The following is a 25,578-nucleotide window of genomic DNA, read 5'->3' as shown; positions in this document are numbered from 1 at the left end:
CATCAGCTGAACGGCTGCAGTTCGTCGGCCCGCAGGGAGACGCGGCCCGCGGCTCGCCAGGCGCGGGCGGTGAGGTCGACGTCCTCGTCGGTTACCAGGTTGCCCATCACCCGAACGGCCGTGCGCTGCAGGTACTTCGAGCGCATCACCGGCGGGCCGCCGAGCGGGACCATCTTCGGGTGGGTGGCCAGGCCGGCCAGCCTGCGGGCCACCGAGAAGGTCCGGCCGTAGCGCTCGCGCAGTAGTCGCGGCCACACCCGGCTCAGGTCGGGCTCGTCGAGCAGCCCGGACAGCAGGTGCCCGCCCTCCAGGCCGTAGTCGATGCCCTCGCCGTTGAGCGGATTCACGCAGCCCGCGGCATCGCCGACCAGGACCCAGTTCACCCCGGCCACGTTCGAGACCGCGCCGCCCATCGGCAGCAGCGCCGACGCGACCGCGCGCAGCTCGCCCTCCAGCTGCCATTCCTCCCGCCGCAACCGGGTGTAGTGCTCGATCAGCGGCTTGAGGGCGATGTGCGAGGGCCGCTGCTCGGTGGCCAGCGAGCCGACGCCGATATTCACCTCGCCGTTGCCCAGCGGGAAGATCCAGCCGTAGCCGGGGACCAGCTCGTCGGCGGCATTGCGCAGTTCCAGGTGCGAGGAGATCCACTGATCGTCGCTGCGCCCCGACTTGATGTAGGCGCGGGCCGCGGTGCCGTAGGCGAAGCGCCGATGCCAGGTGCGGCCCAGCTGTTTTCCGATGGGGGAGCGCACGCCGTCGGCCACCACGAGCACCCGGCAGCGCACGGTGTGGGTGGCCTCGCCGATCCGCACCGTCACCCCGGTGACCCGCTCGCCCTCGCGCAGTACCTCGGTGACCTTGGCCCCGTCGACCATCCGCGCACCCGACTTGATCGCGGTCTCGCGCAGTTTGTCGTCGAGTTCGGTTCGGGGAACGGCACTCCCGTAGGTCGGGAACGACCCGCCCGGCCACGGCAGCAGCGCCTCCCGGCCGAAACCGGCCATCCGCAGGCCGTGGTTCACCGTGTGCGCGCGCAGCCACTCGCCCAGGCCCAGGTGTTCCAGCTCGGCGGTCGCCCGCGGCGTCAAGCCGTCGCCACAGGTCTTGTCCCGCGGGAACACCGCGGAATCGAGCAGCAGCACATCGCGTCCGGCCCGTGCGGCCCAGGCCGCCGACGCCGACCCCGCGGGTCCGGCCCCGACCACCAGCACCTCGACGTGGGCAGGCAGCGGCGCGCGGTCGGCGGGGGTGAGATCCGGTGAACCCATGGCTCAATACTGGCACCCCCGGCCGCTGTGCGAGAGTGTCGGGTACACCGGGAATAGTCACTGTGTGACCGTGTTCATCGGCCCTGGCGCCGGAACACGCTAGGTTGCTACCCGTCGGGGTCGGACGCATCGCTGGGAGAAGATAATGAGCACATCGGCTGTGAGCGACGAGAGCACCGTGGTTGCCGGGGTCGATCTCGTCGATCCCGAACTCGCCGCCACCGTGCGCGACGGCCTGGCCGCGGTCGAGAAACTGCTCGTCGACGAACTCTCCGACGGTGAGGAATTCCTGCAGGAAGCGGCGCTGCATCTCGCCCGCGCGGGTGGCAAGCGCTTCCGGCCGCTGTTCACCGTGCTCACCGGTCAGCTCGGCCCCAATCCCACCGACCCGGCCCTGGTCACCGCGGGCACCGTGGTGGAGTTGGTGCACCTGGCCACGCTCTACCACGACGACGTGATGGACGAGGCGCCGCAGCGGCGCGGCGCGGTCAGCGTCAACGCGCGGTGGGGCAACAACATCGCGATCCTGGCGGGCGACTACCTGTTCGCCCACGCCTCCCGCCTCACCTCGACGCTCGGCCCCGACGCGGTCCGCATCATCGCCGAGACCTTCGCCGAACTGGTCACCGGCCAGATGCGGGAAACCATGGGCGCCAAGCAGACCCAGGACCCGGTCGAGCACTACCTGCGCGTGGTCTGGGAGAAGACCGGTTCGCTCATCGCCGCCGCCGGCCGCTTCGGCGGCACCTTCTCCGGCGCGGGCCCCGAGCACGTGGAGCGGCTGGCCCGCCTCGGTGACGCCGTCGGCACCGCCTTCCAGATCTCCGACGACATCATCGACATCTCGTCCTCGGCCGAGCAGTCCGGCAAGACGCCGGGCACCGACCTGCGCGAGGGCGTGCACACCCTGCCCGTCCTCTACGCCCTGCGTGAGTCCGGCGCCGACGGCGACCGCCTGCGCACTCTGCTGGCACATCCCCTGGAAACCGACGTCGAGGTCGAGGAGGCGCTCGAACTGCTGCGCCGCTCGCCCGGCATGGCCCAGGCCAAGGAGAAGCTGCAGGAATACGCCGACCTCGCCGACGCCGAACTGGCCGCCCTGCCCGCGGGCCCGGCCAACGAGGCCCTGACCAGGCTGGTCCGCTACACCATCGAACGCGTCGGCTGACCAGGAACTATCCCGGCATCGAACACGTTTTCCGAGCATGCCCAATGGGATCAGAACATTCGGTTTGATGGTCGGGCTGTCGGCGCTGATCGTCGCCATCGGGGCGATGTTCCGCAGCCCGACGATCCTGATCATCTCGATCGTGCTGGCCGTCGGCATGAACGCCTACGCCTACTTCAACAGCGACAAACTGGCGCTGAAGGCGATGCACGCGCAACCGGTCAGCGAACTGGAAGCGCCGGTCATGTACCGGATCGTGCGTGAGCTCGCGACCACGGCTCGTCAGCCGATGCCGCGCCTCTACATCAGCCCGACCAACGCGCCCAACGCGTTCGCGACCGGGCGCAATCCCCGCCACGCCGCGGTGTGCTGCACCAGCGGCATCCTGCAGCTGCTCGACGAGCGGGAGCTGCGCGCGGTGCTCGGGCACGAGCTGTCGCACGTCTACAACCGTGACATCCTGATCTCGTCGGTGGCGGGCGCGATGGCCTCGATCATCACCGGCCTGGCGAACATGGCGTTCTTCGCGAGCTCGTTCGGCAGCAGAGACGGGGAGGGCCCGAACATCATCGCCGTGCTGCTGGTCTCGCTGCTCGGCCCGATCGCGGCCGGTCTGATCAAGATGGCCGTATCGCGCTCCCGGGAGTTCCAGGCCGATCAGTCCGGCGCCGAGCTCACCGGTGACCCGCTGGCGCTGGCCTCGGCCCTGCGCAAGATCGAACGCGGCGTCCAGGTGGCCCCCCTGCCGCCGGACCCCAAGCTCACCAGCGAATCGCACCTGATGATCGCCAACCCGTTCCGCGCCGGCGACCGCATCGCCCGCTGGTACTCTACGCACCCGCCCATGGAAGAGCGCATCAAGCGCCTCGAGGAGATGGCAGGCGGCACCCACCGCCACTGACTGACCCGACCACGACGTTTTCGGCCGCCTCGCCGCCGAGCAGCGAGACGTAACGCCGCAGGCGCAGTATCGCTGCTCGGCGGCGAGGTCACGAGGCCGAAAACCCGCGGCGCCAGCCGCCAAGAAATCTGTAAACCCGCGGCGCCAGCCGCCAAGAAATCTGTAAACCCGCGGCGCCAGCCGCCAAGTTATCTGTAATTCACGAACTGCAGGGCGATACCGAAGTCCTCGCCCTTGAGCAGCGAGATCACGGCCTGCAGATCGTCGCGCTTCTTGCTGCTGACCCGCAGCTCCTCGCCCTGGATCTGCGCCTTCACGCCCTTGGGACCCTCGTCTCGGATCTTCTTGGAGATCTTCTTCGCCTTCTCGGTGTCGATGCCCTGCACCAGCGTGCCGGTGATCTTGAACACCTTGCCCGAGGCCTGCGGCTCGCCGGCGTCGAACGCCTTGAGCGAGATGTCGCGGCGGATCAGCTTCTCCTTGAACACCTCGAGCGCGGCCTTGACCCGCTCCTCGGCGTTCGCGGTCAGCACGATGGCTTCCTCGCCCGACCACGCGATCGCCGCGTCGGTGCCCTTGAAGTCGTAGCGGGAGTTCAGCTCCTTCTCCGCCTGGTGCAGCGCATTGTCGACCTCCTGACGATCGACCTTGCTCACCACGTCGAATGACGAATCAGCCACACTGCGCTCCTGTCCCTCACGGTCTGCCAACGGGTGGGCCGACAGGTGTACCGGCCACCGAGACAGTTGTACCCGTATGCCCCCGCCGACCGTGCTCGCAGGGTCGTTGTGCAGGCGGTTTGCATTGTGGGTGTGGGTTCGTTGTAAGCTGCTCAGCGCACCGGAAACGGCGCACAAGGCAGATTGCCCGAGCGGCCAATGGGAGCAGACTGTAAATCTGTCGGTGAAAGCCTACGTAGGTTCGAATCCTACATCTGCCACATCGAACCCCGTCGATCATCACGATCGGCGGGGTTCTTTGGTTTGCGGGCTGTCCCGCCTCTCCGCGATTCTGCGGGTCTTCCGGTAGCTCGACTGTTCGTTCTCGGGCTCGCGTCGTTCTCGCTCGGCGTCGAGGTGGTGGGGGAGTTACCCATGTACCTGCGTGATCAGCTGGTTGCGGGTGGGTAAAAATGGGGTCTCACCAGGCGATTTGGTGCTCTTCGGGGGAAGTGTGTAATCTCTTTCAGGACGCCGGAGCACGGGGTCGCTCGGATCGGTTCGCCGACCAAGACCTTGTGCCACGTAGTCATGCCCCCTTAGCTCAGTCGGCAGAGCGTTTCCATGGTAAGGAAAAGGTCAACGGTTCGATTCCGTTAGGGGGCTCGCCGGATTGCCGGTGGTGACCGACTTTCCCGCCGGCCCACCGTAACAGGTCCGCCGTGGCGGTGTAGCTCAGTCGGTAGAGCAAACGACTCATAATCGTTGTGTCGCCGGTTCAAGTCCGGCCATCGCTACCAATAACGACTCAGCCCAGACCGGAAAGAAGGCAAATCGTGGCCGCGAAGTCCACCGATGTCCGGCCAAAGATCACCTTGGCCTGCGAAGAGTGCAAGCACCGCAACTACATCACCAAGAAGAACCGGCGCAACGACCCGGACCGCCTCGAGCTGAAGAAGTTCTGCCCGAACTGCGGAACCCACCGGGCGCACCGCGAGTCGCGCTGATTCACCACGCTTTGACGAAAGGCCGGACGAGAGTCCGGCCTTTTGTGCGTTTCCGGGGTCGATACGATACCCCGCCGAGCCGGTGAATACACCCCGCTCGACGTTGTGACCCGGCTACGTGTGAGTAAGGTCCACGGTGTGACAGTGAACACCGGAACTGACGAAGCGGTCACCGCCGCCTCCGCACCGGTCGATCCCGCCGCGCACGCCGCGTCGATGGTCGGCCACCACTATCGGGTCGACGACTACTACGAGGTCGGCCGCGAGAAGGTGCGCGAATACGCCCGGGCCGTGCAGGACTACCACCCGGTGCACTGGGAGGAAGACGTCGCACGTGAGTACGGCCACGACGGCCTGCTCGCCCCGCTCACCTTCATCTCGCTGGTCGGCATTCTCGCCCAGCGCAGGCTGTTCGAGCAGATCGTCACGGGCTACGACCTGAGCCAGATCATGCAGACCGACCAGATCCTGGAATTCCACCGCCCCATCCGGGTGGGCGACCAGCTGACCTGCGATGTGTACCTGCATTCCTTCCGGCAGGCCTTCGGCGGCGACATCATCGTGACGAAGAACATCGTCACCGCGCAGGACGACGAGCTGGTGCTCACCACCTACACCACGCTCATCGGCCGCAGCGGCGGTGACATCGATCCCACGATGTCGGACGCGGTGCGCAGCATTCTCATGCACGGCCTCGAGGAGCCCGCCCATCACGCGCCGATCGACGCGCACACCGAGATCACCCCCGATCCGGTCACCAAGCAGCCGGAGCCGTTCTTCAGCACGCGCACCCTGTCCTTCGACAGTGTGACGGCCGGCGATGAACTGCCCCCGCGCACCGTCCGGCTCACCCGTGGCGATCTGGTGAACTACGCGGGCGTCTCCGGCGACGCCAACCCGATCCACTGGAGCGACGAGATCGTCAAGCTCGTCGGCCTCGACGACGTGGTCGCGCACGGCATGCTGACGATGGGTCTCGGCGGCGGTTTCGTCACCTCCTGGCTCGGCGATCCCGGCGCGGTCAAGGAGTACAACGTCCGCTTCACCAGCCCGGTCTACGTCGGGTCCGACGCGCCGGCCGAGGTCGAGTTCACCGGAAAAGTGAAGTCGGTCGATCCGGAGACCAGGACCGCGGTCGTCGCCATCACGGCGAAGTCGGCGGGCAAGAAGATCTTCGGGCGGGCCACGGCTACCGTTCAGCTGTCCTGACCTGGTCGGCTGTCCCGGATTGGCAAATACCGCACGCGGTAACGTACACTCGGGACTCTGGGGTCACCGGCTGCTGCGCGCCGATCTTCCCGGGGAGTGATCCCCATGGAAGCGGCGCGCCTGTTGTGTGGCACCAGAGCTCGATAATCGAATATCGACTGTGGTTGGGCACTACAGCTCAGGCTGGCCCAACCGAAGGGGCGTAGCTCAATTGGCAGAGCAGCGGTCTCCAAAACCGCAGGTTGCAGGTTCAAGTCCTGTCGCCCCTGCCCTGAATGCCAGCGACGAGGAAGGATCGACGTGAGCGAGCGGAGCGAGCGAGCCATCAGGCCAGCGCGCTTCGCGCACGGCGGATCCGAGCGAAGCGAGGAGACGACGTGAGCGACGAGCGGGATACTCGCGCCGAAGACGGCGACGACACCGCCGCTGCCACTCGGCCGAGCGGCAAGCGGACAGCTCGCCGTGCGCGCACGTCGGATGCTCCGGTGGACACCGGTTCGGTGGCCACGCTGGATCGGTCCTCCTCGCGCAAGACTGCCGGGAAGGCCACGTCGGGCAACCCGTTCAAGCGGCTGCTCAGGTTCCTGCGAGAAGTTGTCGCGGAACTGCGCAAGGTGATCTGGCCCAACCGGAAGCAGATGGTCACCTACACGACCGTCGTTCTGGTGTTCGTGGTCTTCATGGTCGCGTTCATCAGTGGGTTGGATCTGGCGTTCATCAAGGGTGTCAGCTGGCTGTTCGGCTGATCGCCGACACCGACGCCGGTAGCCGATCCCGGGCCGGAAACGGCGGAGTGTGCGCTCCGCGCCTCCGACCCGGCCCAGAGGATGTACGTGACGACACAGGAAGCGAGTGCCTCAGTGAGCACCCCGGAGAACGAAACAAACGACGAGTTCCCGGTCGACGACGCCGTGGCGGAGACCGCCACCGACGAGGTCGAGGCCACCGCCGAGCTCGCTGACGCCGACGAGACCGTCGTCGAGGACGTCGCCACCGAGGAAGACCCCGAGGCCGACCCGGTCGAGTCGATGAAGGCCAAGCTGCGCCGCGTCCCCGGCGACTGGTACGTCGTGCACTCCTACGCCGGCTACGAGAACAAGGTCAAGACCAACCTCGAGACCCGCGTGCAGAACCTCGGACTCGAGGACTACATCTTCCAGGTCGAGGTCCCGACCGAAGAGGTCACCGAGATCAAGAACGGCCAGCGCAAGCACGTCAACCGCAAGGTGCTGCCGGGCTACATCCTGGTCCGGATGGAACTGAACAACGAGTCGTGGGGCGCGGTCCGCAACACCCCCGGCGTCACCGGTTTCGTCGGTATGACCGGCGGTGGCCCCGGCGCCAAGCCGACCCCGCTGACCATCAACGAGGTCGTGAAGTTCCTGGTCCCGGCCGGTGCGCAGCAGAAGAAGGCGGCCGCGGCGGCGTCCTCGACCGGCGGCGAGTCCACCGGTGAGGTGTCGGCCAAGCCGATCATCGAGGTCGACTTCGAGGTCGGCGAGTCGGTGACCGTGATGGACGGCCCGTTCGCGACGCTGCCGGCCAGCATCAGCGAGGTCAACGCCGAGCAGCAGAAGCTCAAGGTGCTCGTCTCGATCTTCGGTCGCGAGACCCCGGTCGAGCTGAACTTCACCCAGGTCTCCAAGATCTAGCTCGAACCAGCTTCGCGACGGCACCGCTTCGGCGGTGCCGTTGTCGTTGGTCGACCCTCCCCGGCTGCGGCGTCCGCGGCGCGGTTCGGTAGAGTGTGACAGTTCGTGTGTAGACCCGATCCAGGCGTTTTCCGCCCGGTGTGACGGTCGTGCGCGAATGCCGGGCTTGGACCCGGCGTGGGAGCGATCCCGCAACAGGCTTACGGCAACCGTAAGGAACCGAAACCCAAGGAAGAAAGATGCCCCCCAAGAAGAAGAAGCTCGCCGGGATCATCAAGCTGCAGATCCAGGCCGGTGCCGCGAACCCGGCTCCTCCGGTCGGCCCCGCGCTCGGTCAGCACGGCGTCAACATCATGGAGTTCTGCAAGGCGTACAACGCCGCGACCGAGTCGCAGCGTGGCAACGTCATCCCGGTCGAGATCTCGGTGTACGAGGACCGGACGTTCGACTTCAAGCTGAAGACCCCGCCCGCCGCGCGTCTGCTGCTCAAGGCCGCCGGTGTGCAGAAGGGCTCGGCCGAGCCGCACAAGACCAAGGTCGCCAAGGTCACCATGGACCAGGTCCGGGAGATCGCCAAGACCAAGGCCGAGGATCTCAACGCCACCGATCTCGATCAGGCCGCGAAGATCATCGCCGGTACCGCCCGTTCGATGGGTATCACCGTCGAGGGCTGAGCGAATCTCGCTCCATGTGGGAGGGCCGGCCAGGCCCGGAAACCACATCTGACACCAGAACATTAAGGACAGACAATCATGGCAAAGCGAAGCAAGGCGTATCTCGCCGCTGCTGAGAAGGTCGATCGCGACAAGCTGTACTCCCCGCTGGCCGCTGCGCGCCTGGCGAAGGAGACCTCGACCACCAAGACCGACGCGACCGTCGAGGTCGCCGTTCGTCTCGGCGTCGATCCCCGTAAGGCCGACCAGATGGTCCGCGGCACCGTCAACCTGCCGCACGGCACCGGTAAGACCGCCCGCGTCATCGTGTTCGCCGCCGGTGAGAAGGCCGCCGAGGCCGAGGCCGCCGGTGCCGACGCCGTGGGCGCCGAGGACCTGATCGAGCGGATCCAGGGCGGCTGGCTGGACTTCGACGCCGCGATCGCCACCCCGGACCAGATGGCCAAGGTCGGCCGCATCGCGCGCGTCCTCGGCCCGCGTGGTCTGATGCCGAACCCGAAGACGGGCACCGTCACCAACGACGTGACCAAGGCCGTCAACGACATCAAGGGCGGCAAGATCAACTTCCGCGTCGACAAGCAGGCCAACCTGCACTTCGTCATCGGCAAGGCGTCCTTCGACGACGCGAAGCTGGTGGAGAACTACGGCGCCGCGCTGGACGAGATCCTGCGTGTGAAGCCGTCGACCGCCAAGGGTCGCTACGTCAAGAAGATCACGGTTTCGACGAACACCGGACCGGGCATCCCGGTGGACCCGAACCGCACCCGCAACCTCCTCGACGAGGATGCGTGAGCTTCGGCTGACTGCTAGCTCCTGATCGACCACGAGGGTGGGAACGCATTGCGTTCCCACCCTCGCGGTTTTCCCGGGTCAGTCCTTCTTGCGCCAGCCGAGCAGAACCGATTCGCCGTCCTGCGGCTTCCACGGCAGGAAGATCGCGACGATTACCGCGCAGACGACGACCGCGCCCGCCGCGACCAGGGACGCGGTATGCGCACCCTGCAGCGTCGCCGTCTTCATGGCCACGATGAGGTTCTCGCGCTGGCTTTCCAGGAACGGTGTCAGCTCACGTTTGCGCAGCTCCAGCACGCTGAGTGGACTGGCCTTGACCAGGCTCTTCTCATTGGCGTTCATGATCCCGAGCGGGATGGCGTCGACCCGGGCGCCGATGCGGCTGCTGTAGTAGGAGGCCACGATCGAGCCGAGCACGGCGACGCCGAGGGTGCCGCCGATCTCGCGGGTGGTGTCGTTGACCGCGGAGCCGGCCCCCGCCTCGTCGAGCGGCAGCGCCGACATGATCGACTCCGTGGCCGGGCCCTGCACGATGCCCAGCCCCAGCGCCATCGACACCATCGACGGCAGGACACCGATCAGATAGCTGCTGTCGACCGTGACCTGACCGCCCAGATAGAGGCCGACTCCGATGAGCAGCAGCCCGATCACCAGCACCGCGGTGGTGCCGACCCGCTGGGCGAGCAGCGTCGCGACCGGAGCGCCGATGGCGACCGAGAACGCGAACGGCAAGGACGCGATACCGAATTCGAGTGGGGTGTATTCCCGCACGCCCTGGAAATACTGGGTGATCAGGAAGAGGAATCCGAACATCGAGAAGTAGCCGACGGCAATAGCCAAGGCGGGCAACGAGAATCGGCGATTTCGGAACAGCCGCATATTGAGAACAGGTGCGGCGGTTCGCAATTCCCACGTGACGAAAGCGGCGAGCAGGACTACGCCGAGCGTGGCGGTGCCCAGCGTGGTGAGCGAGAGCCACCCGTTGTGCGGCGCCTCGATGATCGCCCACACCACCAGCGTGATGCCGGCGATCGACAGCAGGATGCCGGGCAGATCCAGCCTGCCGACCTGCTCGGCGCGCGATTCCGGCACCCAGATCAGCGTCGCGATCAGCGCGACCAGTGCCACCGGCACATTGATCCAGAACACCGAATGCCAGCTGAAGTGCTCGAGTAACCAGCCGCCCGAGATGGGGCCGATGGCGATGGCGAAGCCCGCCATCGCGGTCCAGGCGGCGATGGCCAGCGCCCGTTCGCGCTTGTCGGTGAAGATGTTGATGATCAGGGCCAGGGTGGCGGGGAAGACGGCGGCGGCGAAGACGCCCATTGCCGCGCGGGCCGCGATGACCTGCGTCATCGACTCGGCGAGCGCGCCGCCGACCGACATCACCGCGATGCCGATCAGGCCGGCGATCATGATCCGCCTGCGGCCGTAGCGGTCACCGAGATTGCCCGCGGCGAGCAGCAATCCGGCGAAGGTCAAGGTGTAGGCGTTGACGACCCATTGCAGGCCGGAGACGCCGGTCTGGAGCTGGACGCCGATGGAGGGGAGGGCGACATTGACGATGGTGTTGTCGAGGACGACCAGCAGTTCGGCCAGGCAGATGACGACGAGTGCGAGGAATCGCTGCGGACGCCGGTCCAACAGCACTGGTGGAGCGACTATGGAGGTTGCCATAGTTGAGAAGTGAAGCAGGTTACTGTCACTGAACGTAACACCTTTCCGGTGAGATTGCTGCCACTTCACCCCATCGGATGTGAGCCACGCCACAATCGAAACCGGCGAATCCGGCGCTGCCGAGGGCGTTTTGGCAGATCGGGGCAGGTGCCGGTACAGTGGACTCCGGTCATCGACATGTTCGATGGCTACCCATTCGTTCTACCGAAGACCGTTGGTCGTCGATGCCGCTTGCGTGGTGTCGATCGAAGGTCCGGCGACATTGCCGGCGGCCCACGCAGGGAGAGCTGAGGCCGATATTTTCGCGCCCCGGTACGCCTTGCGTCCGGGGCGTTAGTTTTGTCGCCAGCCCCTGAATTCGGTAGTGCGCGTTCACGAACCGACATCAGAGAGGAGGCGAAGTATGGCGAAGCCTGAAAAGGTCACCGCTGTCGCGGAGATCGCGGAGCAGTTCAAGAACTCCACGGCCACTGTTGTCACGGAATACCGTGGTCTTTCGGTCGGCAAGCTCACCGAGCTGCGTCGCGCGCTCGGCGCCGAGGCCACGTACTCCGTCGCCAAGAACACCCTGGTCAAGCTCGCGGCCGCGGAAGCGGGCGTCGAGGGCCTGGACGACTTGTTCGTCGGACCGACCGCCATCACCTTCATCCAGGGTGAGCCGGTCAACGCAGCGAAGGCCCTCAAGACCTTCGCGAAGGACAACAAGGCGCTCGTCATCAAGGGCGGCTACATGGACGGCGCTGCGCTGTCCGTGTCCGAGGTCGAGAAGATCGCCGACCTGGAGACCCGCGAGGTCCTGCTGGCCAAGCTGGCCGGTGCGATGAAGGGCAACATGTCCAAGGCTGCCGGGCTGTTCTCGGCTCCTGCCGGTCAGGTGGCCCGTCTGGCCGCCGCGCTGCAGGAGAAGAAGCAGGCCGAAGGCGCTGCCGAGTAATACCCCCGTGTGGGTGTTACCGCCCGCGCAAACAGACATTCACTACCGAAAGGAACAATCATGGCCAAGCTGTCCACTGAAGAGCTGCTCGACGTTTTCTCGGAGATGACCCTCCTGGAGCTGTCCTCCTTCGTGAAGGCGTTCGAGGAGAAGTTCGAGGTCACCGCTGCTGCCCCCGTCGCCGTCGCCGCGGTCGCCGGTGGCGCTGCTCCGGCTGACGCCGCCGAGGAGCAGGACGAGTTCGACGTCATCCTCGAGGGTGCGGGCGACAAGAAGATCCAGGTCATCAAGGTGGTCCGTGAGATCGTCTCCGGCCTGGGCCTGAAGGAAGCCAAGGACCTGGTCGAGGGTGCCCCGAAGCCGATCCTGGAGAAGGTCACCAAGGAGGCCGCCGAGGCTGCCAAGGCGAAGCTCGAAGAGGCCGGCGCCAAGGTTGCCGTCAAGTAATTCGGCACCAGCCGTTACGGACGGGCGGTCCCACTCGGGGCCGCCCGTTTGTTATTTACCCAGACATGCGAAAGTGATTCCCGTCGTGAGTTCCGGTCGGGGTTACTCTTCGGTCATGTAGGGGTGTGCCCCGTCTCACTGATGGGTTACAGTGACCGGACCCACAGTGTCGTGACGCACCGCCGTGATGTGAGCGCGCGGTCAGCGGGGTGGGGTGCTCGCAGGGAACAATGGAGGTAGGCGTGGGCGTCGAGGTCAGGACCGAGGGTGTAACCAAATCCTTCGGTTCGCAGCGAATTTGGCAGGATGTGTCGATCACGCTCCCTTCGGGTGAGGTGAGCGCCCTGCTCGGCCCTTCTGGTACGGGTAAGTCGGTGTTCCTGAAGTCGCTGATCGGCCTGTTGCGGCCCGAGCGCGGCTCCATCTTCATCGATGGCACCGATATCACCACCTGCTCCAACAAGGAGCTCTACGAGATCCGCAAACTGTTCGGCGTCCTTTTCCAGGACGGCGCGCTGTTCGGCTCGATGAATCTGTTCGACAACATCGCTTTCCCGCTGCGTGAGCACACGAAGAAGTCGGAAACCGAGATCCGGCAGATCGTCATGGAGAAGCTCGAGCTGACCGGTCTGCTCGGCGCCGAGGGCAAACTGCCCGGCGAGATCTCCGGCGGTATGCGCAAGCGCGCCGGCCTGGCCCGCGCCCTGGTGCTCGACCCGCAGATCATCCTCGTCGACGAGCCCGACTCCGGCCTGGACCCGGTGCGTACCTCGTACCTGGCGCAGCTGCTGCTCAACATCAACGCGCAGATCGACGCCACGATCCTGATCGTGACGCACAACATCAACCTGGCTCGTACGGTGCCGGACAACATCGGCATGCTGTTCCGCCGCCAGCTGGTCATGTTCGGCCCCCGCGAGGTGCTGCTGACCAGTGACGAGCCGGTGGTCAAGCAGTTCCTCAACGGCCGCATGATCGGCCCGATCGGTATGTCCGAGGAGAAGGACGAGGCGCAGATGGCGCGCGAGCAGGCGCTCGTCGACGCCGGTCACCACCATGGTGGCGCCGAGGAGATCGAGGGCATCATCCCGCAGATGAAGGCGGAGCCGGGCATGCCGGTTCGCCAGGCCGTCTTCCGCCGCCAGGCGCGGGTGCGCGAGATCATGCACACCCTGCCGCACGCGGCGCAGGTGGCGATCCGGGAGTCGCTGGACCAGTCCGACGACACCCAGGTGATGGCCGCCTACGGCAGCGAGCACCCCACCGCGGCCTTCGATACCAAGACGATTCCGCACGGCCAGATCAACGGCTGAGCGCACCCGGCGACACCAGCGAGCCCCGGCCGTCACGGCCGGGGCTCGCTGCGTTCACGGCCGGAAAACAGGCTCTGAACGGGCGTTTCCCGGGTTGGCGTCTTCGGCGTGTCGCGGGTAAAATAGCCGCGGTTCCGGCCGGGGATGTCCAGCGCGCCAGGCGATCTCACTTCTCGGACAGACCACGCCGCGCCACTTGACGAGGCGCGCGTGAACCGTCACCCTATTCACAGCAGTGTCAGCTGCGCAGGGGCTCCAGCGCCCAGAACGACCGACGCGGCCAGCGTCACGGGAGTTCGGCGCGTTTGCCGTGTGAGCGGTCGCACGGATGGTATGTTGACACCCCTCTATAGGTGGGTGTAAGTTTGGACGTTGCGCTGGCTGCCTCCTGTCCACACCTTGATTCGCACTCGTAAGTTCCACCTTCCGGTGTTACTTCCGCTGCTGCCTGTTCGGGTTTCGTTCGGGTTGTAACCAGCGGAATTCGTAGCAGACAAGCGACGGTCGCGGACCACCACGCGACGCGCGTGAGGTGCTGGAAGGACGCATCTTGGCAGTCTCCACCCAGACCAAGGCTGGAATCCCCGGAGCCCCGTTGAGGGTTTCGTTCGCGAAGATCCGAGAGCCCTTGGAGGTGCCCGGACTTCTCGACCTACAAACGGACTCGTTCGCCTGGTTGGTCGGTACCCCCGACTGGCGTGAGAAGGCGGCCGCACGCGGCGACGTCGGTCTCGCAGGCGGCTTGGAGGAGGTGCTCGAGGAGCTCTCGCCGATCGAGGACTTCTCCGGTTCGATGTCCCTGTCGTTCTCCGATCCGCGCTTCGAAGAGGTCAAGGCCTCGATCGAAGAGTGCAAAGAGAAGGACATGACCTACGCGGCGCCCCTGTTCGTCACCGCGGAGTTCATCAACAACAACACCGGCGAGATCAAGAGCCAGACGGTCTTCATGGGTGACTTCCCGATGATGACCGACAAGGGCACCTTCATCATCAACGGCACCGAGCGCGTCGTCGTCTCGCAGCTGGTCCGCTCCCCGGGCGTCTACTTCGATCACAGCATCGACAAGGGCACCGAGAAGGACCTGCACAGCGTGCGCGTCATCCCGTCGCGCGGCGCGTGGCTGGAATTCGACGTCGACAAGCGCGACACCGTCGGTGTCCGCATCGACCGCAAGCGCCGTCAGCCGGTCACCGTGCTGCTCAAGGCGCTGGGCTGGACCACCGAGGAGATCGTCGAGCGTTTCGGCTTCTCCGAGATCATGATGTCCACCCTGGAGAAGGACAGCACGCCCGGCCAGGACGAGGCGCTGCTCGACATCTACCGCAAGCTGCGTCCGGGCGAGCCGCCGACCAAGGAGTCCGCGCAGACCCTGCTGGAGAACCTGTTCTTCAAGGAGAAGCGCTACGACCTGGCGCGCGTCGGTCGCTACAAGATCAACAAGAAGCTCGGCATCCACGTGCACGAGCCGGTGACCTCCTCGGTGCTGACCAAGGAAGACATCGTCACCACCATCGAGTACCTGGTGCGTCTGCACGCCGGTGACCGCTCGATGACCGCCCCCGGTGGCGAAGAGGTCCCCGTCGAGATCGACGACATCGATCACTTCGGTAACCGTCGTCTGCGCACCGTCGGCGAGCTGATCCAGAACCAGATCCGGGTGGGCCTGTCCCGCATGGAGCGCGTGGTCCGCGAGCGGATGACGACTCAGGACGTCGAGGCGATCACGCCGCAGACCCTGATCAACATCCGCCCGGTCGTCGCCGCGATCAAGGAGTTCTTCGGAACCTCCCAGCTGTCGCAGTTCATGGACCAGAACAACCCGCTGTCGGGTCTGACCCACAAGCGCCGCCTGTCGGCGCTGGGCCCGGGTGGTCTGTCCCGTGAGCGCGCCGGCCTGGAAGTCCGTGACGTCCACCCGTCGCACTACGGCCGCATGTGCCCGATCGAGACCCCGGAAGGCCCGAACATCGGCCTGATCGGTTCGCTGTCGGTGTACGCGCGGGTCAACCCGTTCGGCTTCATCGAGACCCCGTACCGCCGGGTCATCGACGGCAAGGTGACCGACGAGGTCAAGTACCTGACCGCCGACGAGGAAGACCGCTACGTTCGCGCGCAGGCCAACTCCCCGGTCGACGCCGATGGCCGCTTCCTCGAGGAGAAGGTCCTCGTCCGCCGTGCGGGCGAAGAGGTCGAGTTCGTGACGCCGGCTCAGGTCGACTACATGGACATCTCGCCGCGCCAGATGGTGTCGGTCGCGACGGCCATGATCCCGTTCCTCGAGCACGACGACGCCAACCGTGCCCTCATGGGTGCGAACATGCAGCGTCAGGCCGTGCCGCTGATCCGTTCCGAGTCCCCGATCGTGGGCACCGGTATGGAGCTGCGCGCCGCGGTCGACGCCGGCGATGTCGTGGTGAACGAGAAGCCGGGTGTGGTCGAGGAGGTCTCGGCCGACTACGTCACCGTGATGGCCGACGACGGCAGCCGCAAGTCCTACCGGATGCGCAAGTTCAACCGCTCGAACCAGGGCACCTGCTCCAACCAGCGTCCGATCGTGGACGAGGGTCAGCGGGTGGAGAAGGGGCAGGTCCTCGCGGACGGCCCCTGCACCGAGAACGGTGAGATGGCGCTCGGCAAGAACCTTCTTGTCGCCGTCATGCCGTGGGAAGGCCACAACTACGAGGACGCGATCATCCTGTCGCAGCGCCTCGTGGAAGAGGACGTTCTCACCTCGATCCACATCGAAGAGCACGAGATCGACGCCCGCGACACCAAGCTGGGCGCCGAGGAGATCACCCGGGACATCCCGAACGTCTCCGACGAGGTGCTGGCCGACCTGGACGAGCGCGGCATCATCCGCATCGGCGCCGAGGTTCGCGACGGCGACATCCTGGTCGGCAAGGTCACCCCGAAGGGCGAGACCGAGCTGACCCCCGAGGAGCGCCTGCTCCGCGCGATCTTCGGTGAGAAGGCGCGCGAGGTGCGCGACACCTCGCTGAAGGTGCCCCACGGTGAGTCCGGCAAGGTCATCGGCATCCGCGTGTTCTCGCGCGAGGACGACGACGATCTGCCGCCCGGTGTCAACGAGCTGGTCCGTGTCTACGTGGCCCAGAAGCGCAAGATCCAGGACGGCGACAAGCTCGCCGGCCGCCACGGCAACAAGGGCGTCATCGGCAAGATCCTCCCCGTCGAGGACATGCCGTTCATGCCCGACGGCACCCCGATCGACATCATCCTGAACACCCACGGTGTTCCGCGTCGTATGAACATCGGCCAGATCCTCGAGACCCATCTGGGCTGGATCGGCAAGGCCGGCTGGAATGTCGACGTGGCCACCGACGGCACCCGTCCGGACTGGGCGGCCTCGCTGCCCGAGGAGATGCTGGGGGCGCCCGCCGACTCCAACATCGCCACCCCGGTGTTCGACGGTGCCAAGGATGACGAGCTGACCGGTCTGCTCGGCTCGACCCTGCCGAACCGTGACGGTGAGCGCATGGTCGACGAGAACGGCAAGGCGACCCTGTTCGACGGCCGCTCCGGCGAGCCGTTCCCGTACCCGGTCGCGGTCGGTTACATGTACATCCTGAAGCTGCACCACCTGGTCGACGACAAGATCCACGCCCGTTCGACCGGTCCTTACTCGATGATCACGCAGCAGCCGCTGGGTGGTAAGGCGCAGTTCGGTGGTCAGCGTTTCGGTGAGATGGAGTGCTGGGCCATGCAGGCCTACGGCGCGGCGTACACGCTGCAGGAGCTCCTGACCATCAAGTCCGACGACGTGGTGGGCCGCGTGAAGGTCTACGAGGCGATCGTCAAGGGCGAGAACATTCCGGAGCCGGGCATTCCGGAGTCGTTCAAGGTGCTCCTCAAGGAACTCCAGTCGCTGTGCCTCAACGTGGAAGTGCTGTCCTCGGACGGCGCCGCGATCGAGATGCGTGATGGTGACGACGAGGATCTGGAGCGCGCCGCGGCGAACCTGGGCATCAACCTGTCCAGGAACGAAGCGGCCACCGTCGACGATTTGGCGAACTAGGTGGTGACGCGGGTGGCTGTTTCGGCAGCCGCCCGCGGACCCGCGATCGGTAACTAGTGAACTTTTTGCTCGAATTCGACCCGAACAGGGGAAAGGAAGTTACGTGCTAGACGTCAACTTCTTCGATGAACTCCGGATCGGCCTGGCCACCGCTGAAGACATCCGCCAGTGGAGCTATGGCGAGGTCAAGAAGCCGGAGACCATCAACTACCGCACGCTCAAGCCGGAGAAGGACGGGCTCTTCTGCGAGAAGATCTTCGGTCCCACCCGGGACTGGGAGTGCTACTGCGGCAAGTACAAGCGTGTCCGCTTCAAGGGCATCATCTGTGAGCGCTGTGGCGTCGAGGTGACTCGCGCCAAGGTGCGCCGTGAGCGGATGGGCCACATCGAGCTGGCCGCACCCGTCACCCACATCTGGTACTTCAAGGGCGTTCCGTCGCGCTTGGGCTACCTGCTGGATCTGGCGCCGAAGGATCTCGAGAAGATCATCTACTTCGCCGCCTACGTCATCGTCGGTGTCGACGAGGAGCTGCGCCACAACGAGCTCAGCACCCTCGAGGCCGAGATGGAGGTCGAGAAGAAGGCGGTCGCCGATCAGCGCGACGCCGATCTCGAGGCCCGCGCGCAGAAGCTCGAGGCCGACCTGGCCGAGCTGGAAGCCGAGGGCGCCAAGTCCGACGTGCGTCGCAAGGTCAAGGACGGCGGCGAGCGCGAGATGCGTCAGCTGCGCGACCGCGCCCAGCGCGAGCTGGACCGCCTCGACGAGATCTGGACGACCTTCACCAAGCTGTCGGTCAAGCAGCTCATCGTCGACGAGGTGCTCTACCGCGAGCTCGTCGACCGCTACGGCGAGTACTTCACCGGCGCCATGGGTGCGGAGTCCATCCAGAAGCTGATGGAGAACTTCGACATCGACGCCGAGGCCGAGAACCTGCGCGAGACCATTCGCTCGGGCAAGGGCCAGAAGAAGCTGCGCGCGCTCAAGCGGCTCAAGGTCGTCGCGGCCTTCCAGGCCAACGGCAACTCGCCCATGGGCATGGTGCTCGACGCCGTTCCGGTGATCCCGCCGGAGCTGCGCCCGATGGTTCAGCTCGACGGTGGCCGTTTCGCCACCTCCGACCTGAACGACCTGTACCGCCGCGTGATCAACCGCAACAACCGCCTCAAGCGACTGATCGATCTGGGTGCGCCCGAGATCATCGTCAACAACGAGAAGCGGATGCTGCAGGAGTCCGTCGACGCGCTGTTCGACAACGGCCGTCGCGGCCGTCCGGTCACCGGACCGGGTAACCGCCCGCTGAAGTCGCTGAGCGATCTGCTCAAGGGCAAGCAGGGTCGTTTCCGTCAGAACCTGCTCGGCAAGCGCGTCGACTACTCGGGCCGTTCGGTCATCGTCGTCGGTCCGCAGCTGAAGCTGCACCAGTGTGGTCTGCCGAAGCTGATGGCGCTCGAGCTGTTCAAGCCGTTCGTCATGAAGCGTCTGGTGGATCTCAACCACGCGCAGAACATCAAGTCCGCCAAGCGGATGGTCGAGCGTCAGCGTCCCCAGGTGTGGGATGTCCTCGAAGAGGTCATCGCCGAGCACCCGGTGCTGCTGAACCGCGCGCCCACCCTGCACCGCCTGGGTATCCAGGCCTTCGAGCCCCAGCTGGTCGAAGGCAAGGCCATCCAGCTGCACCCGCTCGTGTGTGAGGCGTTCAACGCCGACTTCGACGGTGACCAGATGGCCGTGCACCTCCCGCTGTCGGCGGAGGCGCAGGCCGAGGCGCGCATCCTGATGCTGTCGTCGAACAACATCCTGTCCCCGGCGTCGGGTCGCCCGCTGGCGATGCCGCGTCTGGACATGGTGACCGGCCTGTTCTACCTGACTCGTCTCGACGAGAAGGGTGTCGGCACCTACCGGGCCGGCGGCAAGGACGAGCCGGAGTACGGCGTGTACTCCTCGCCGGCCGAGGCCCAGATGGCCGTCGACCGCGGTGAGCTGACCGTGCGCTCGATGATCAAGGTGCGTCTCACCGAGCAGCGCCCGCCGCGCGAGATCGAGGCGGAGCTGTTCCCGGAGGGTTGGCACCGCGGTGACGCGTGGCTGGCCGAGACCACCCTGGGTCGCGTGCTGTTCAACGATCTGCTCCCGGCGGACTACGCGTTCATCAACGAGCCGATGCCGAAGAAGCGGCAGGCCACGATCATCAACGATCTGGCCGAGCGCTACCCGATGATCGTCGTCGCGCAGACCGTCGACAAGCTCAAGGACGCCGGCTTCTACTGGGCCACGCGTTCGGGTGTCACCGTCTCCATGTCGGACGTGCTCGTTCCGCCGGAGAAGGCCGACATCATGGAGCGGTACGAGGCCATGGCGGATCAGATCGAGAAGAAGTACCAGCGTGGTGCGCTCGATCACCAGGAGCGCAACAACGCCCTGGTCAAGATCTGGCAGGAAGCGACCGAAGAGGTCGGTACGGCGCTGCGTTCGCACTACCCGGCCGACAACCCGATCATCACGATCGTCGACTCGGGTGCGACCGGTAACTTCACCCAGACTCGTACCCTCGCCGGTATGAAGGGTCTGGTGACGAACCCCAAGGGTGAGTTCATCCCGCGCCCGATCAAGTCCTCGTTCCGTGAGGGCCTGACCGTGCTCGAGTACTTCATCAACACCCACGGTGCTCGTAAGGGTCTGGCCGACACCGCGCTGCGTACCGCCGACTCGGGTTACCTGACCCGTCGTCTGGTGGACGTCTCGCAGGACGTCATCGTGCGCGAGCACGACTGTGGCACCGAGCGCGGCATCGTCGTGCCGATCGCGGAGAAGCAGGCCGACGGCTCGCTCATCCGGGACGCGCACGTCGAGACCTCGACCTACGCTCGCACCCTGGCGACCGACGCGGTCGACGCCAAGGGCAACGTCGTCGTGGCCAAGGGCGCCGATCTCGGCGACCCGGCCCTGGAGGCGCTGCTCGAGGCCGGTATCACCGAGGTGAAGGTCCGCTCCGTGCTGACCTGCACCACCGGCACCGGCGTCTGCGCCACCTGCTACGGCCGCTCGATGGCCACCGGCAAGCTGGTCGACATCGGCGAGGCCGTCGGCATCGTCGCCGCCCAGTCCATCGGTGAGCCGGGTACCCAGCTGACCATGCGTACCTTCCACCAGGGTGGTGTCGCGGGTGACGACATCACCGGTGGTCTGCCCCGCGTGCAGGAGCTCTTCGAAGCTCGTGTGCCCAAGGGCAAGGCGCCCATCGCCGAGGTCTCGGGTCGCGTGCGGCTCGAGGACGACGACCGCTTCTACAAGATCACGATCATCCCTGATGACGGGTCGGAGGAAGTCGTCTACGACAAGCTCTCGAAGCGTCAGCGTCTGCGTGTGTTCAAGCACGACGACGGCACCGAGCGCCTGCTGGCCGACGGTGACCACGTGGAGGTGGGTCAGCAGCTGCTCGAGGGCGCTGCCGATCCGCACGAGGTGCTGCGCGTGATGGGTCCCCGTCAGGTGCAGGTCCACCTGGTCCACGAGGTCCAGGAGGTCTACCGCTCGCAGGGTGTGTCGATCCACGACAAGCACATCGAGGTCATCGTGCGCCAGATGCTGCGTCGCGTGACGATCATCGATTCGGGTGCGACCGAGTTCCTGCCCGGTTCGCTCACCGAGCGTGCCGAGTTCGAGGCCTCGAACCGTCGTGTGGTGGCCGAGGGTGGCGAGCCCGCCTCCGGCCGTCCGGTGCTGATGGGTATCACCAAGGCGTCGCTGGCCACCGATTCGTGGCTGTCGGCGGCTTCCTTCCAGGAGACCACCCGAGTGCTGACGGACGCGGCGATCAACTGCCGCTCCGACAAGCTGATCGGCCTGAAGGAGAACGTGATCATCGGTAAGCTCATCCCGGCCGGTACCGGTATCAACCGTTACCGCAACATCCAGGTGCAGCCGACCGAAGAAGCCCGTGCCGCTGCGTACGCGGTGCCGTCCTACGACGACACCTACTACTCGCCGGACAGCTTCGGCTCCTCCACCGGCGCCGCGGTGCCGCTGGACGACTACGGCTTCAGCGACTACCGCTAAGTCCTAGCCAGGCACAACGATTCGGCCCCCGCTCCCCGGAGCGGGGGCCGACTTCGTTCTCGGGCTCCATGATCAGCCCCGCTGTCAGTTTCCGTTCACGCGTTTACCTGCACGGAGGGCGAAGTCGTCGAGCGCGTCCAGCACCTCTCGCGCCTGCCACAGGCGGTTGCGCCGCATACCGGTGAATTCCGTGAGCACTCCGACCTCGACCAGAGCATTGATGGCGCGCACTGCGTTGGAGTCGGCGATGCCGAGCGCATCAGCCGCGGTCGTGGCATCGAAAACCGGTTGCCGGAGTGCGATGTCGATCAATCGCCACGGCGTGGACCCGCGCCTGGCGAGAATCACCGACTCCCATCGCGCACGGATTCCGTGGATGTCCTCGACCAGCAGCCGCGCGTTGGCGAGAGCGGTGAAGGTGGCTTCGGCAACCTGGTGGACGATCGGCGCCGGGTCGCCGGCACGGTAGGCGGTCAGGGCGGCGAAATAGTCGTCGACACGGGTCAGCAGCCCCGCGGCGATCGGGACTGTCACCTGTTCGGTGACGTCCTTCGCCCGCAGCATCGCGTGCATCAGCGCTCGACCGGTGCGGCCGTTGCCGTCGATGAAGGGGTGAATGGTTTCGAACTGCGCGTGCGCGAGGGCGGTATGGGCCAGTACGGGGATGTTGTCGCGCCGGATGAACCGGAGCAGATCGTCGATCGAATCCGGTACGCGGGCATGGTGCGGTGCGACGAACGCTGCCCCGTGTGGCCCGACGTTGTCACCGCCGATCCATACCTGCTGCGATCGCCACCGGCCCGCCGTCGTGGGTTCGTGGACCATCAGCGCGGCATGCATCTCCAATAGCAGTTGGTCATCGATGTCGCCCGTCAGATTCATCGCGGTCCGCATCGCCCGCACGTTGCCGACGATCTCGACCGCATTGCGCTGGTCGCTCCCACCGATCTCGGCCAGCGCGATCGCTTTCGCCCCCGAGGTCAGGTGTTCGATCTGGGACGAGGACGCGGACTCCGTTCGCAGCAGGATGGCGCCGAACGGGGTGAGGTCGGCCCCGACCATGGTGTCGAATCGCGCGATCTCGAAGGTGGCCGCGTCCGCTACGGCCAGGACATCGGTGGGCAGCCGGACAGCCTGTTCGGCGATCGACGGCGCGATCGCCGACTGGTACGGCCCACGATGCCGCTCCCGGACCCGTAGCGAGAGCAGCTCCGCTGGGATTGTCGGGACCCAGTCGTGGGATTCCCACGTGACAGGGGGCCACGCGGTATCTGACGTCATCTTCGCATTTTATCATCAGATATCTGATAACTGAGGGTAAGCGTTGTCCACGTGCTCGCGTAGGTCTAATCGGCGGGTTGGCGGGAGGGAGCGGTGCGGGCGTGGGTGGCGTAGAGGGTGAGGCCGACGAAGGTGAGGCCGCCGACGAGGTTGCCTACCACGGTGGGGATTTCGTTCCAGATCATGTAGTCGCCGAGGGAGAAGTCGCCGCCCAGGAGGAGGCCGGAGGGGAACAGGAACATGTTGACGATGGAGTGTTCGAAGCCCATGTAGAAGAAGAGCATGATGGGCATCCACATAGCGATCACCTTGCCGGAGACCGAGGTGGACATCATGGCGGCGACCACGCCGGTGGAGACCATCCAGTTGCACAGGACGGCGCGGATGAAGAGGGTGAGCATGCCCGCGGCGCCGTATTCGGCGTAGCCGAGGGTGCGGGCCTCGCCGATCTCGCCGAGTTTCTGCCCGACGGCGCTGGGGTCCATGGCGAAGCCCATGGTCAGGATGATCGCCATCATCACGGCGACAGTGAACGCGCCGGCGAAGTTGCCGACGAAGACCAGGCCCCAGTTGCGCAGCATCGAGCGCACGGTGACGCCGCGGCGCTTGTCGAGCAGAGCCAGCGGCACCAGCGTGAAAACGCCGGTGAGCAGATCGAATCCGAGCAGGTACAGCATGCAGAAGCCGACCGGGAAGAGCACGGCGCCCAGTAATGGCTGGCCGGTGTTGACGGTGACGGTGACCGCGAACGCCGCGGCGAGGGCGAGGATCGCGCCCGCCATATAGGCGCGGATCACGGTGTCCCGGGTGGACATGAAAGCCTTGGCTTCGCCCGCGTCGATCATCTTCTCGACGAAGTCCGCTGGTTTGAGATAGGACATGCGACCCCTTCGTAGTGCTTCCAGCACAGTAGTTTTCGCCGCCGAGGTTGCCTCGCGATCACCGGAAGTTGCCACCCGGTAAATAGTGGTATTCCACTATGGCGGGGAGTGTGGGCGGATGGCAGGCTGGCGAGGTCCCCGAATGAGGAGCCCGTATGCAACCGATCATGAGCAAGTCCGCCGCCGCCGACCTCGTCGTCGCCGCCCGCATTCGCAAAGGCCTGACCTGGGCCGCCATCGCGGAATCGCTGGGCGCGCCGCTGGTCTGGACGACGGCGGCCCTGCTCGGTCAGCACCCGATGACCGAGGAGCAGGCGGCCGCGGTCTGCGCGCTCCTCGACTTGGACGAGACTGTCGCCGAGAGCCTGCGTCTGCAGCCCTCGCGCGGCGCCGACCCGGCGCAACTGGCCGATCCCACCATCTACCGCCTCGTCGAGGCGGTCTCGGTCTACGGCCCGGCGCTCAAGGCGCTGATCCACGAGGAATTCGGCGACGGCATCATGAGTGCCATCAACTTCAACATCGACATCGCCCGCCGCCCGCACCCCGACGGCGACCGCGTCGTCATCACCCTCGACGGCAAGTTCCTCGACTACCGCTGGTAGGTCAGGCCTCGGGTCGCGCCGGGACCTCGGTGACGGCTCGTGCCTCGGGATCGCCGACCGGCAGGGGTTCGGGTTCGCCGCGGCGGACGATGATCACGCCGAGGAGGATCAGTGCGCCGCCGAGCAATTGGATCGGGCGGGGGGCCTCGCCGAGCAGGGCCCAGGCGAACAGCAGTGCGGCCAGCACCTCGGTGAGGGCGACGAACGAGGCCAGTCGGGAGCCCAGGCGGCGGGTGGCGGCGATGCCGGTGACGTAGGCGATCGCGGCGGTGACGATGCCGATCAGCAGGATCGGGACCCACCACGGCGTGCTGAAATCGTCGAACACGACTGTCTCGGTGGTGGCGTGCAGCGGCACGATGCCGACCAGGCCGGCCAGCACCAGGGTGACCCCGCCGATCAGCAGACCTCCTGCGGCCAGGACCGTGCCGGGCAGCTCACCGCCCTGGGCGGAGAGCACGAAATACGCGGCGGCGCCGATCATCGCGGCCAGTGCCCAGGTGATGCCGATCGGATCGGTCGACACTCCGGCGAGGATGTCGAGCACGAGCAGCAGTCCGGTGATGCCGAGTGCGGCGCCGGCGAGGGTGGCCGCGCCGGGGCGCTGGCGGTGCCGCGCCCACATCCAGCCGACGACGGCGATCGGCGCGGTGTATTCGATCAGCAGGGCGGCGCCGACTTCCATGTGCGCGACGGCGTTGAAGTAGGCCAGCTGGGTGCCCGCGACGGCGAGCAGTCCGTACAGCCCGATCAGGGTGGCGTTGGCGCGCACCAGGTTCCAGTTGCCGCGGAGCTGGGGGAGGGCGATGGGGAGCAGGACGACTCCGGCGAGCAGCACGCGCGCGGCGACCACGGCGGCCGCGCTCCAGCCCGCGTTCATCAGGCCGCGCGCGAGCGGGCCGGACAGGCCGAACGAGGTGGCGGAGGCCAGCGCGAACAGCAGGCCGGTGCGGATCCGGCTACTCGCCAGTCCGTCATGAGTCAAAGTCGCCATGACTAATGACGGTAAGCAGGCTGCGG

20 protein-coding genes and 4 tRNA genes are annotated in these 25,578 nt (G+C 66.2%); 18 read left to right on the top strand and 6 right to left on the bottom strand.

The annotated features are described in order from the left end of the window. Window positions 1–2: 2 nt before the first annotated feature. Window positions 3–1,268, bottom strand: a complete 1,266-nt coding sequence (locus NV348_RS12205) for a geranylgeranyl reductase family protein (protein ID WP_447147026.1) — start codon at window positions 1,266–1,268, stop codon at window positions 3–5. Window positions 1,269–1,413: 145 nt separating this feature from the next. Between NV348_RS12205 and NV348_RS12200 the strand changes: the two genes are divergently transcribed. Further along, window positions 1,414–2,436: a polyprenyl synthetase family protein gene (locus tag NV348_RS12200; RefSeq protein WP_447147025.1), complete on the top strand. Its 1,023-nt coding sequence runs from the start codon at window positions 1,414–1,416 to the stop codon at window positions 2,434–2,436. A 37-nt stretch (window positions 2,437–2,473) separates the two neighbouring features. Further along, the gene (htpX, locus tag NV348_RS12195; RefSeq protein WP_447147024.1) at window positions 2,474–3,337 is read left to right on the top strand and encodes a zinc metalloprotease HtpX; all 864 of its coding nucleotides are present in this window, start codon (window positions 2,474–2,476) and stop codon (window positions 3,335–3,337) included. Between the two features lie 188 nt (window positions 3,338–3,525). On the opposite strand, the gene NV348_RS12190 is transcribed toward htpX, so the two are convergent. Further along, entirely contained in the window at window positions 3,526–4,017 is a 492-nt protein-coding gene (locus NV348_RS12190; protein ID WP_316576178.1) for a YajQ family cyclic di-GMP-binding protein, read from the bottom strand. Between the two features lie 177 nt (window positions 4,018–4,194). Between NV348_RS12190 and NV348_RS12185 the strand changes: the two genes are divergently transcribed. The 10 genes from NV348_RS12185 (at window position 4,195) to rplA (ending at window position 9,330) form a co-directional block, all read left to right on the top strand. Beyond that, window positions 4,195–4,277 (top strand) — tRNA-Tyr (locus NV348_RS12185). A gap of 312 nt (window positions 4,278–4,589) precedes the next feature. Next, a tRNA-Thr gene (locus tag NV348_RS12180) sits at window positions 4,590–4,662 on the top strand. Window positions 4,663–4,720: 58 nt separating this feature from the next. Continuing rightward, window positions 4,721–4,796 (top strand) — tRNA-Met (locus NV348_RS12175). Between the two features lie 36 nt (window positions 4,797–4,832). Further along, window positions 4,833–5,003: a 50S ribosomal protein L33 gene (gene rpmG / locus NV348_RS12170; protein ID WP_019049401.1), complete on the top strand. Its 171-nt coding sequence runs from the start codon at window positions 4,833–4,835 to the stop codon at window positions 5,001–5,003. A 144-nt stretch (window positions 5,004–5,147) separates the two neighbouring features. Further along, window positions 5,148–6,212, top strand: a complete 1,065-nt coding sequence (locus NV348_RS12165; RefSeq protein WP_447147023.1) for a fused (3R)-hydroxyacyl-ACP dehydratase subunits HadA/HadB — start codon at window positions 5,148–5,150, stop codon at window positions 6,210–6,212. 196 nt (window positions 6,213–6,408) lie between these two features. Continuing rightward, a tRNA-Trp gene (locus NV348_RS12160) sits at window positions 6,409–6,481 on the top strand. A gap of 108 nt (window positions 6,482–6,589) precedes the next feature. Then, entirely contained in the window at window positions 6,590–6,958 is a 369-nt protein-coding gene (gene secE, locus NV348_RS12155; protein ID WP_447147022.1) for a preprotein translocase subunit SecE, read from the top strand. 114 nt (window positions 6,959–7,072) lie between these two features. Next, a complete protein-coding gene (gene nusG, locus NV348_RS12150) occupies window positions 7,073–7,864 on the top strand; it encodes a transcription termination/antitermination protein NusG (RefSeq protein ID WP_447151007.1) in 792 nt (263 codons plus the stop codon). A 239-nt stretch (window positions 7,865–8,103) separates the two neighbouring features. After that, window positions 8,104–8,538 (top strand): 50S ribosomal protein L11, encoded by a 435-nt coding sequence (gene rplK / locus NV348_RS12145; RefSeq protein ID WP_019049397.1) that lies wholly within the window; start codon window positions 8,104–8,106, stop codon window positions 8,536–8,538. A 78-nt stretch (window positions 8,539–8,616) separates the two neighbouring features. Then, window positions 8,617–9,330 carry a 50S ribosomal protein L1 gene (gene rplA, locus NV348_RS12140; RefSeq protein ID WP_336084266.1) on the top strand — a complete coding sequence of 238 codons (714 nt, stop codon included), beginning with the start codon at window positions 8,617–8,619 and terminating at the stop codon, window positions 9,328–9,330. Window positions 9,331–9,408: 78 nt separating this feature from the next. Here rplA and NV348_RS12135 read toward each other — a convergent pair whose 3' ends face one another. Beyond that, a complete protein-coding gene (locus tag NV348_RS12135; protein WP_447147021.1) occupies window positions 9,409–11,007 on the bottom strand; it encodes an MFS transporter in 1,599 nt (532 codons plus the stop codon). A gap of 403 nt (window positions 11,008–11,410) precedes the next feature. Here NV348_RS12135 and rplJ point away from each other — a divergent pair, with 403 nt between their 5' ends. The 5 genes from rplJ to NV348_RS12110 all read left to right on the top strand — a co-directional run bounded on the left by rplJ (window position 11,411) and on the right by NV348_RS12110 (window position 21,791). Continuing rightward, entirely contained in the window at window positions 11,411–11,941 is a 531-nt protein-coding gene (gene rplJ, locus NV348_RS12130; RefSeq protein WP_189025604.1) for a 50S ribosomal protein L10, read from the top strand. Between the two features lie 60 nt (window positions 11,942–12,001). Then, the gene (rplL, locus tag NV348_RS12125; protein ID WP_447147020.1) at window positions 12,002–12,388 is read left to right on the top strand and encodes a 50S ribosomal protein L7/L12; all 387 of its coding nucleotides are present in this window, start codon (window positions 12,002–12,004) and stop codon (window positions 12,386–12,388) included. Between the two features lie 230 nt (window positions 12,389–12,618). Further along, window positions 12,619–13,701 carry an ABC transporter ATP-binding protein gene (locus NV348_RS12120; RefSeq protein ID WP_447147019.1) on the top strand — a complete coding sequence of 361 codons (1,083 nt, stop codon included), beginning with the start codon at window positions 12,619–12,621 and terminating at the stop codon, window positions 13,699–13,701. Window positions 13,702–14,233: 532 nt separating this feature from the next. Next, window positions 14,234–17,734, top strand: a complete 3,501-nt coding sequence (gene rpoB / locus NV348_RS12115) for a DNA-directed RNA polymerase subunit beta (protein WP_447147018.1) — start codon at window positions 14,234–14,236, stop codon at window positions 17,732–17,734. 103 nt (window positions 17,735–17,837) lie between these two features. Then, window positions 17,838–21,791: a DNA-directed RNA polymerase subunit beta' gene (locus tag NV348_RS12110; protein ID WP_447147017.1), complete on the top strand. Its 3,954-nt coding sequence runs from the start codon at window positions 17,838–17,840 to the stop codon at window positions 21,789–21,791. Window positions 21,792–21,875: 84 nt separating this feature from the next. Here NV348_RS12110 and NV348_RS12105 read toward each other — a convergent pair whose 3' ends face one another. Both NV348_RS12105 and NV348_RS12100 read right to left on the bottom strand, forming a co-directional pair. Next, on the bottom strand, window positions 21,876–23,072 hold the full coding sequence (locus tag NV348_RS12105; protein ID WP_447147016.1) for a Fic family protein: 1,197 nt from the start codon (window positions 23,070–23,072) through the stop codon (window positions 21,876–21,878). A 65-nt stretch (window positions 23,073–23,137) separates the two neighbouring features. Continuing rightward, window positions 23,138–23,953: a formate/nitrite transporter family protein gene (locus NV348_RS12100; RefSeq protein WP_447147015.1), complete on the bottom strand. Its 816-nt coding sequence runs from the start codon at window positions 23,951–23,953 to the stop codon at window positions 23,138–23,140. 155 nt (window positions 23,954–24,108) lie between these two features. On the opposite strand from NV348_RS12100, the gene cynS reads away from it, so the two are divergent. Beyond that, complete coding sequence (cynS, locus tag NV348_RS12095) at window positions 24,109–24,558, top strand: cyanase (protein WP_447147014.1); 450 nt, start codon at window positions 24,109–24,111, stop codon at window positions 24,556–24,558. Between the two features lies 1 nt (window position 24,559). On the opposite strand, the gene NV348_RS12090 is transcribed toward cynS, so the two are convergent. Beyond that, window positions 24,560–25,552, bottom strand: a complete 993-nt coding sequence (locus tag NV348_RS12090; RefSeq protein ID WP_447147013.1) for an EamA family transporter — start codon at window positions 25,550–25,552, stop codon at window positions 24,560–24,562. Between the last annotated feature and the right edge of the window lie 26 nt (window positions 25,553–25,578).

Source organism: Nocardia fodinahabitans (genome assembly GCF_052983615.1).
This window is presented reverse-complemented; position numbering and strand designations above follow the sequence as displayed.

Bases quoted from the DNA above. Each gene is read 5' to 3' on its own strand.
- NV348_RS12205 (WP_447147026.1), bottom strand. From the start codon at position 1,268: ATGGGTTCACCGGATCTCACCCCCGCCGACCGCGCGCCGCTGCCTGCC.
- NV348_RS12200 (WP_447147025.1), top strand. From the start codon at position 1,414: ATGAGCACATCGGCTGTGAGCGACGAGAGCACCGTGGTTGCCGGGGTC.
- htpX (WP_447147024.1), top strand. From the start codon at position 2,474: ATGCCCAATGGGATCAGAACATTCGGTTTGATGGTCGGGCTGTCGGCG.
- rplK (WP_019049397.1), top strand. From the start codon at position 8,104: ATGCCCCCCAAGAAGAAGAAGCTCGCCGGGATCATCAAGCTGCAGATC.
- rplA (WP_336084266.1), top strand. From the start codon at position 8,617: ATGGCAAAGCGAAGCAAGGCGTATCTCGCCGCTGCTGAGAAGGTCGAT.
- NV348_RS12135 (WP_447147021.1), bottom strand. From the start codon at position 11,007: ATGGCAACCTCCATAGTCGCTCCACCAGTGCTGTTGGACCGGCGTCCG.
- rplJ (WP_189025604.1), top strand. From the start codon at position 11,411: ATGGCGAAGCCTGAAAAGGTCACCGCTGTCGCGGAGATCGCGGAGCAG.
- rplL (WP_447147020.1), top strand. From the start codon at position 12,002: ATGGCCAAGCTGTCCACTGAAGAGCTGCTCGACGTTTTCTCGGAGATG.
- NV348_RS12120 (WP_447147019.1), top strand. From the start codon at position 12,619: ATGGAGGTAGGCGTGGGCGTCGAGGTCAGGACCGAGGGTGTAACCAAA.
- NV348_RS12105 (WP_447147016.1), bottom strand. From the start codon at position 23,072: ATGACGTCAGATACCGCGTGGCCCCCTGTCACGTGGGAATCCCACGAC.
- NV348_RS12100 (WP_447147015.1), bottom strand. From the start codon at position 23,953: ATGTCCTATCTCAAACCAGCGGACTTCGTCGAGAAGATGATCGACGCG.
- cynS (WP_447147014.1), top strand. From the start codon at position 24,109: ATGCAACCGATCATGAGCAAGTCCGCCGCCGCCGACCTCGTCGTCGCC.
- NV348_RS12090 (WP_447147013.1), bottom strand. From the start codon at position 25,552: ATGGCGACTTTGACTCATGACGGACTGGCGAGTAGCCGGATCCGCACC.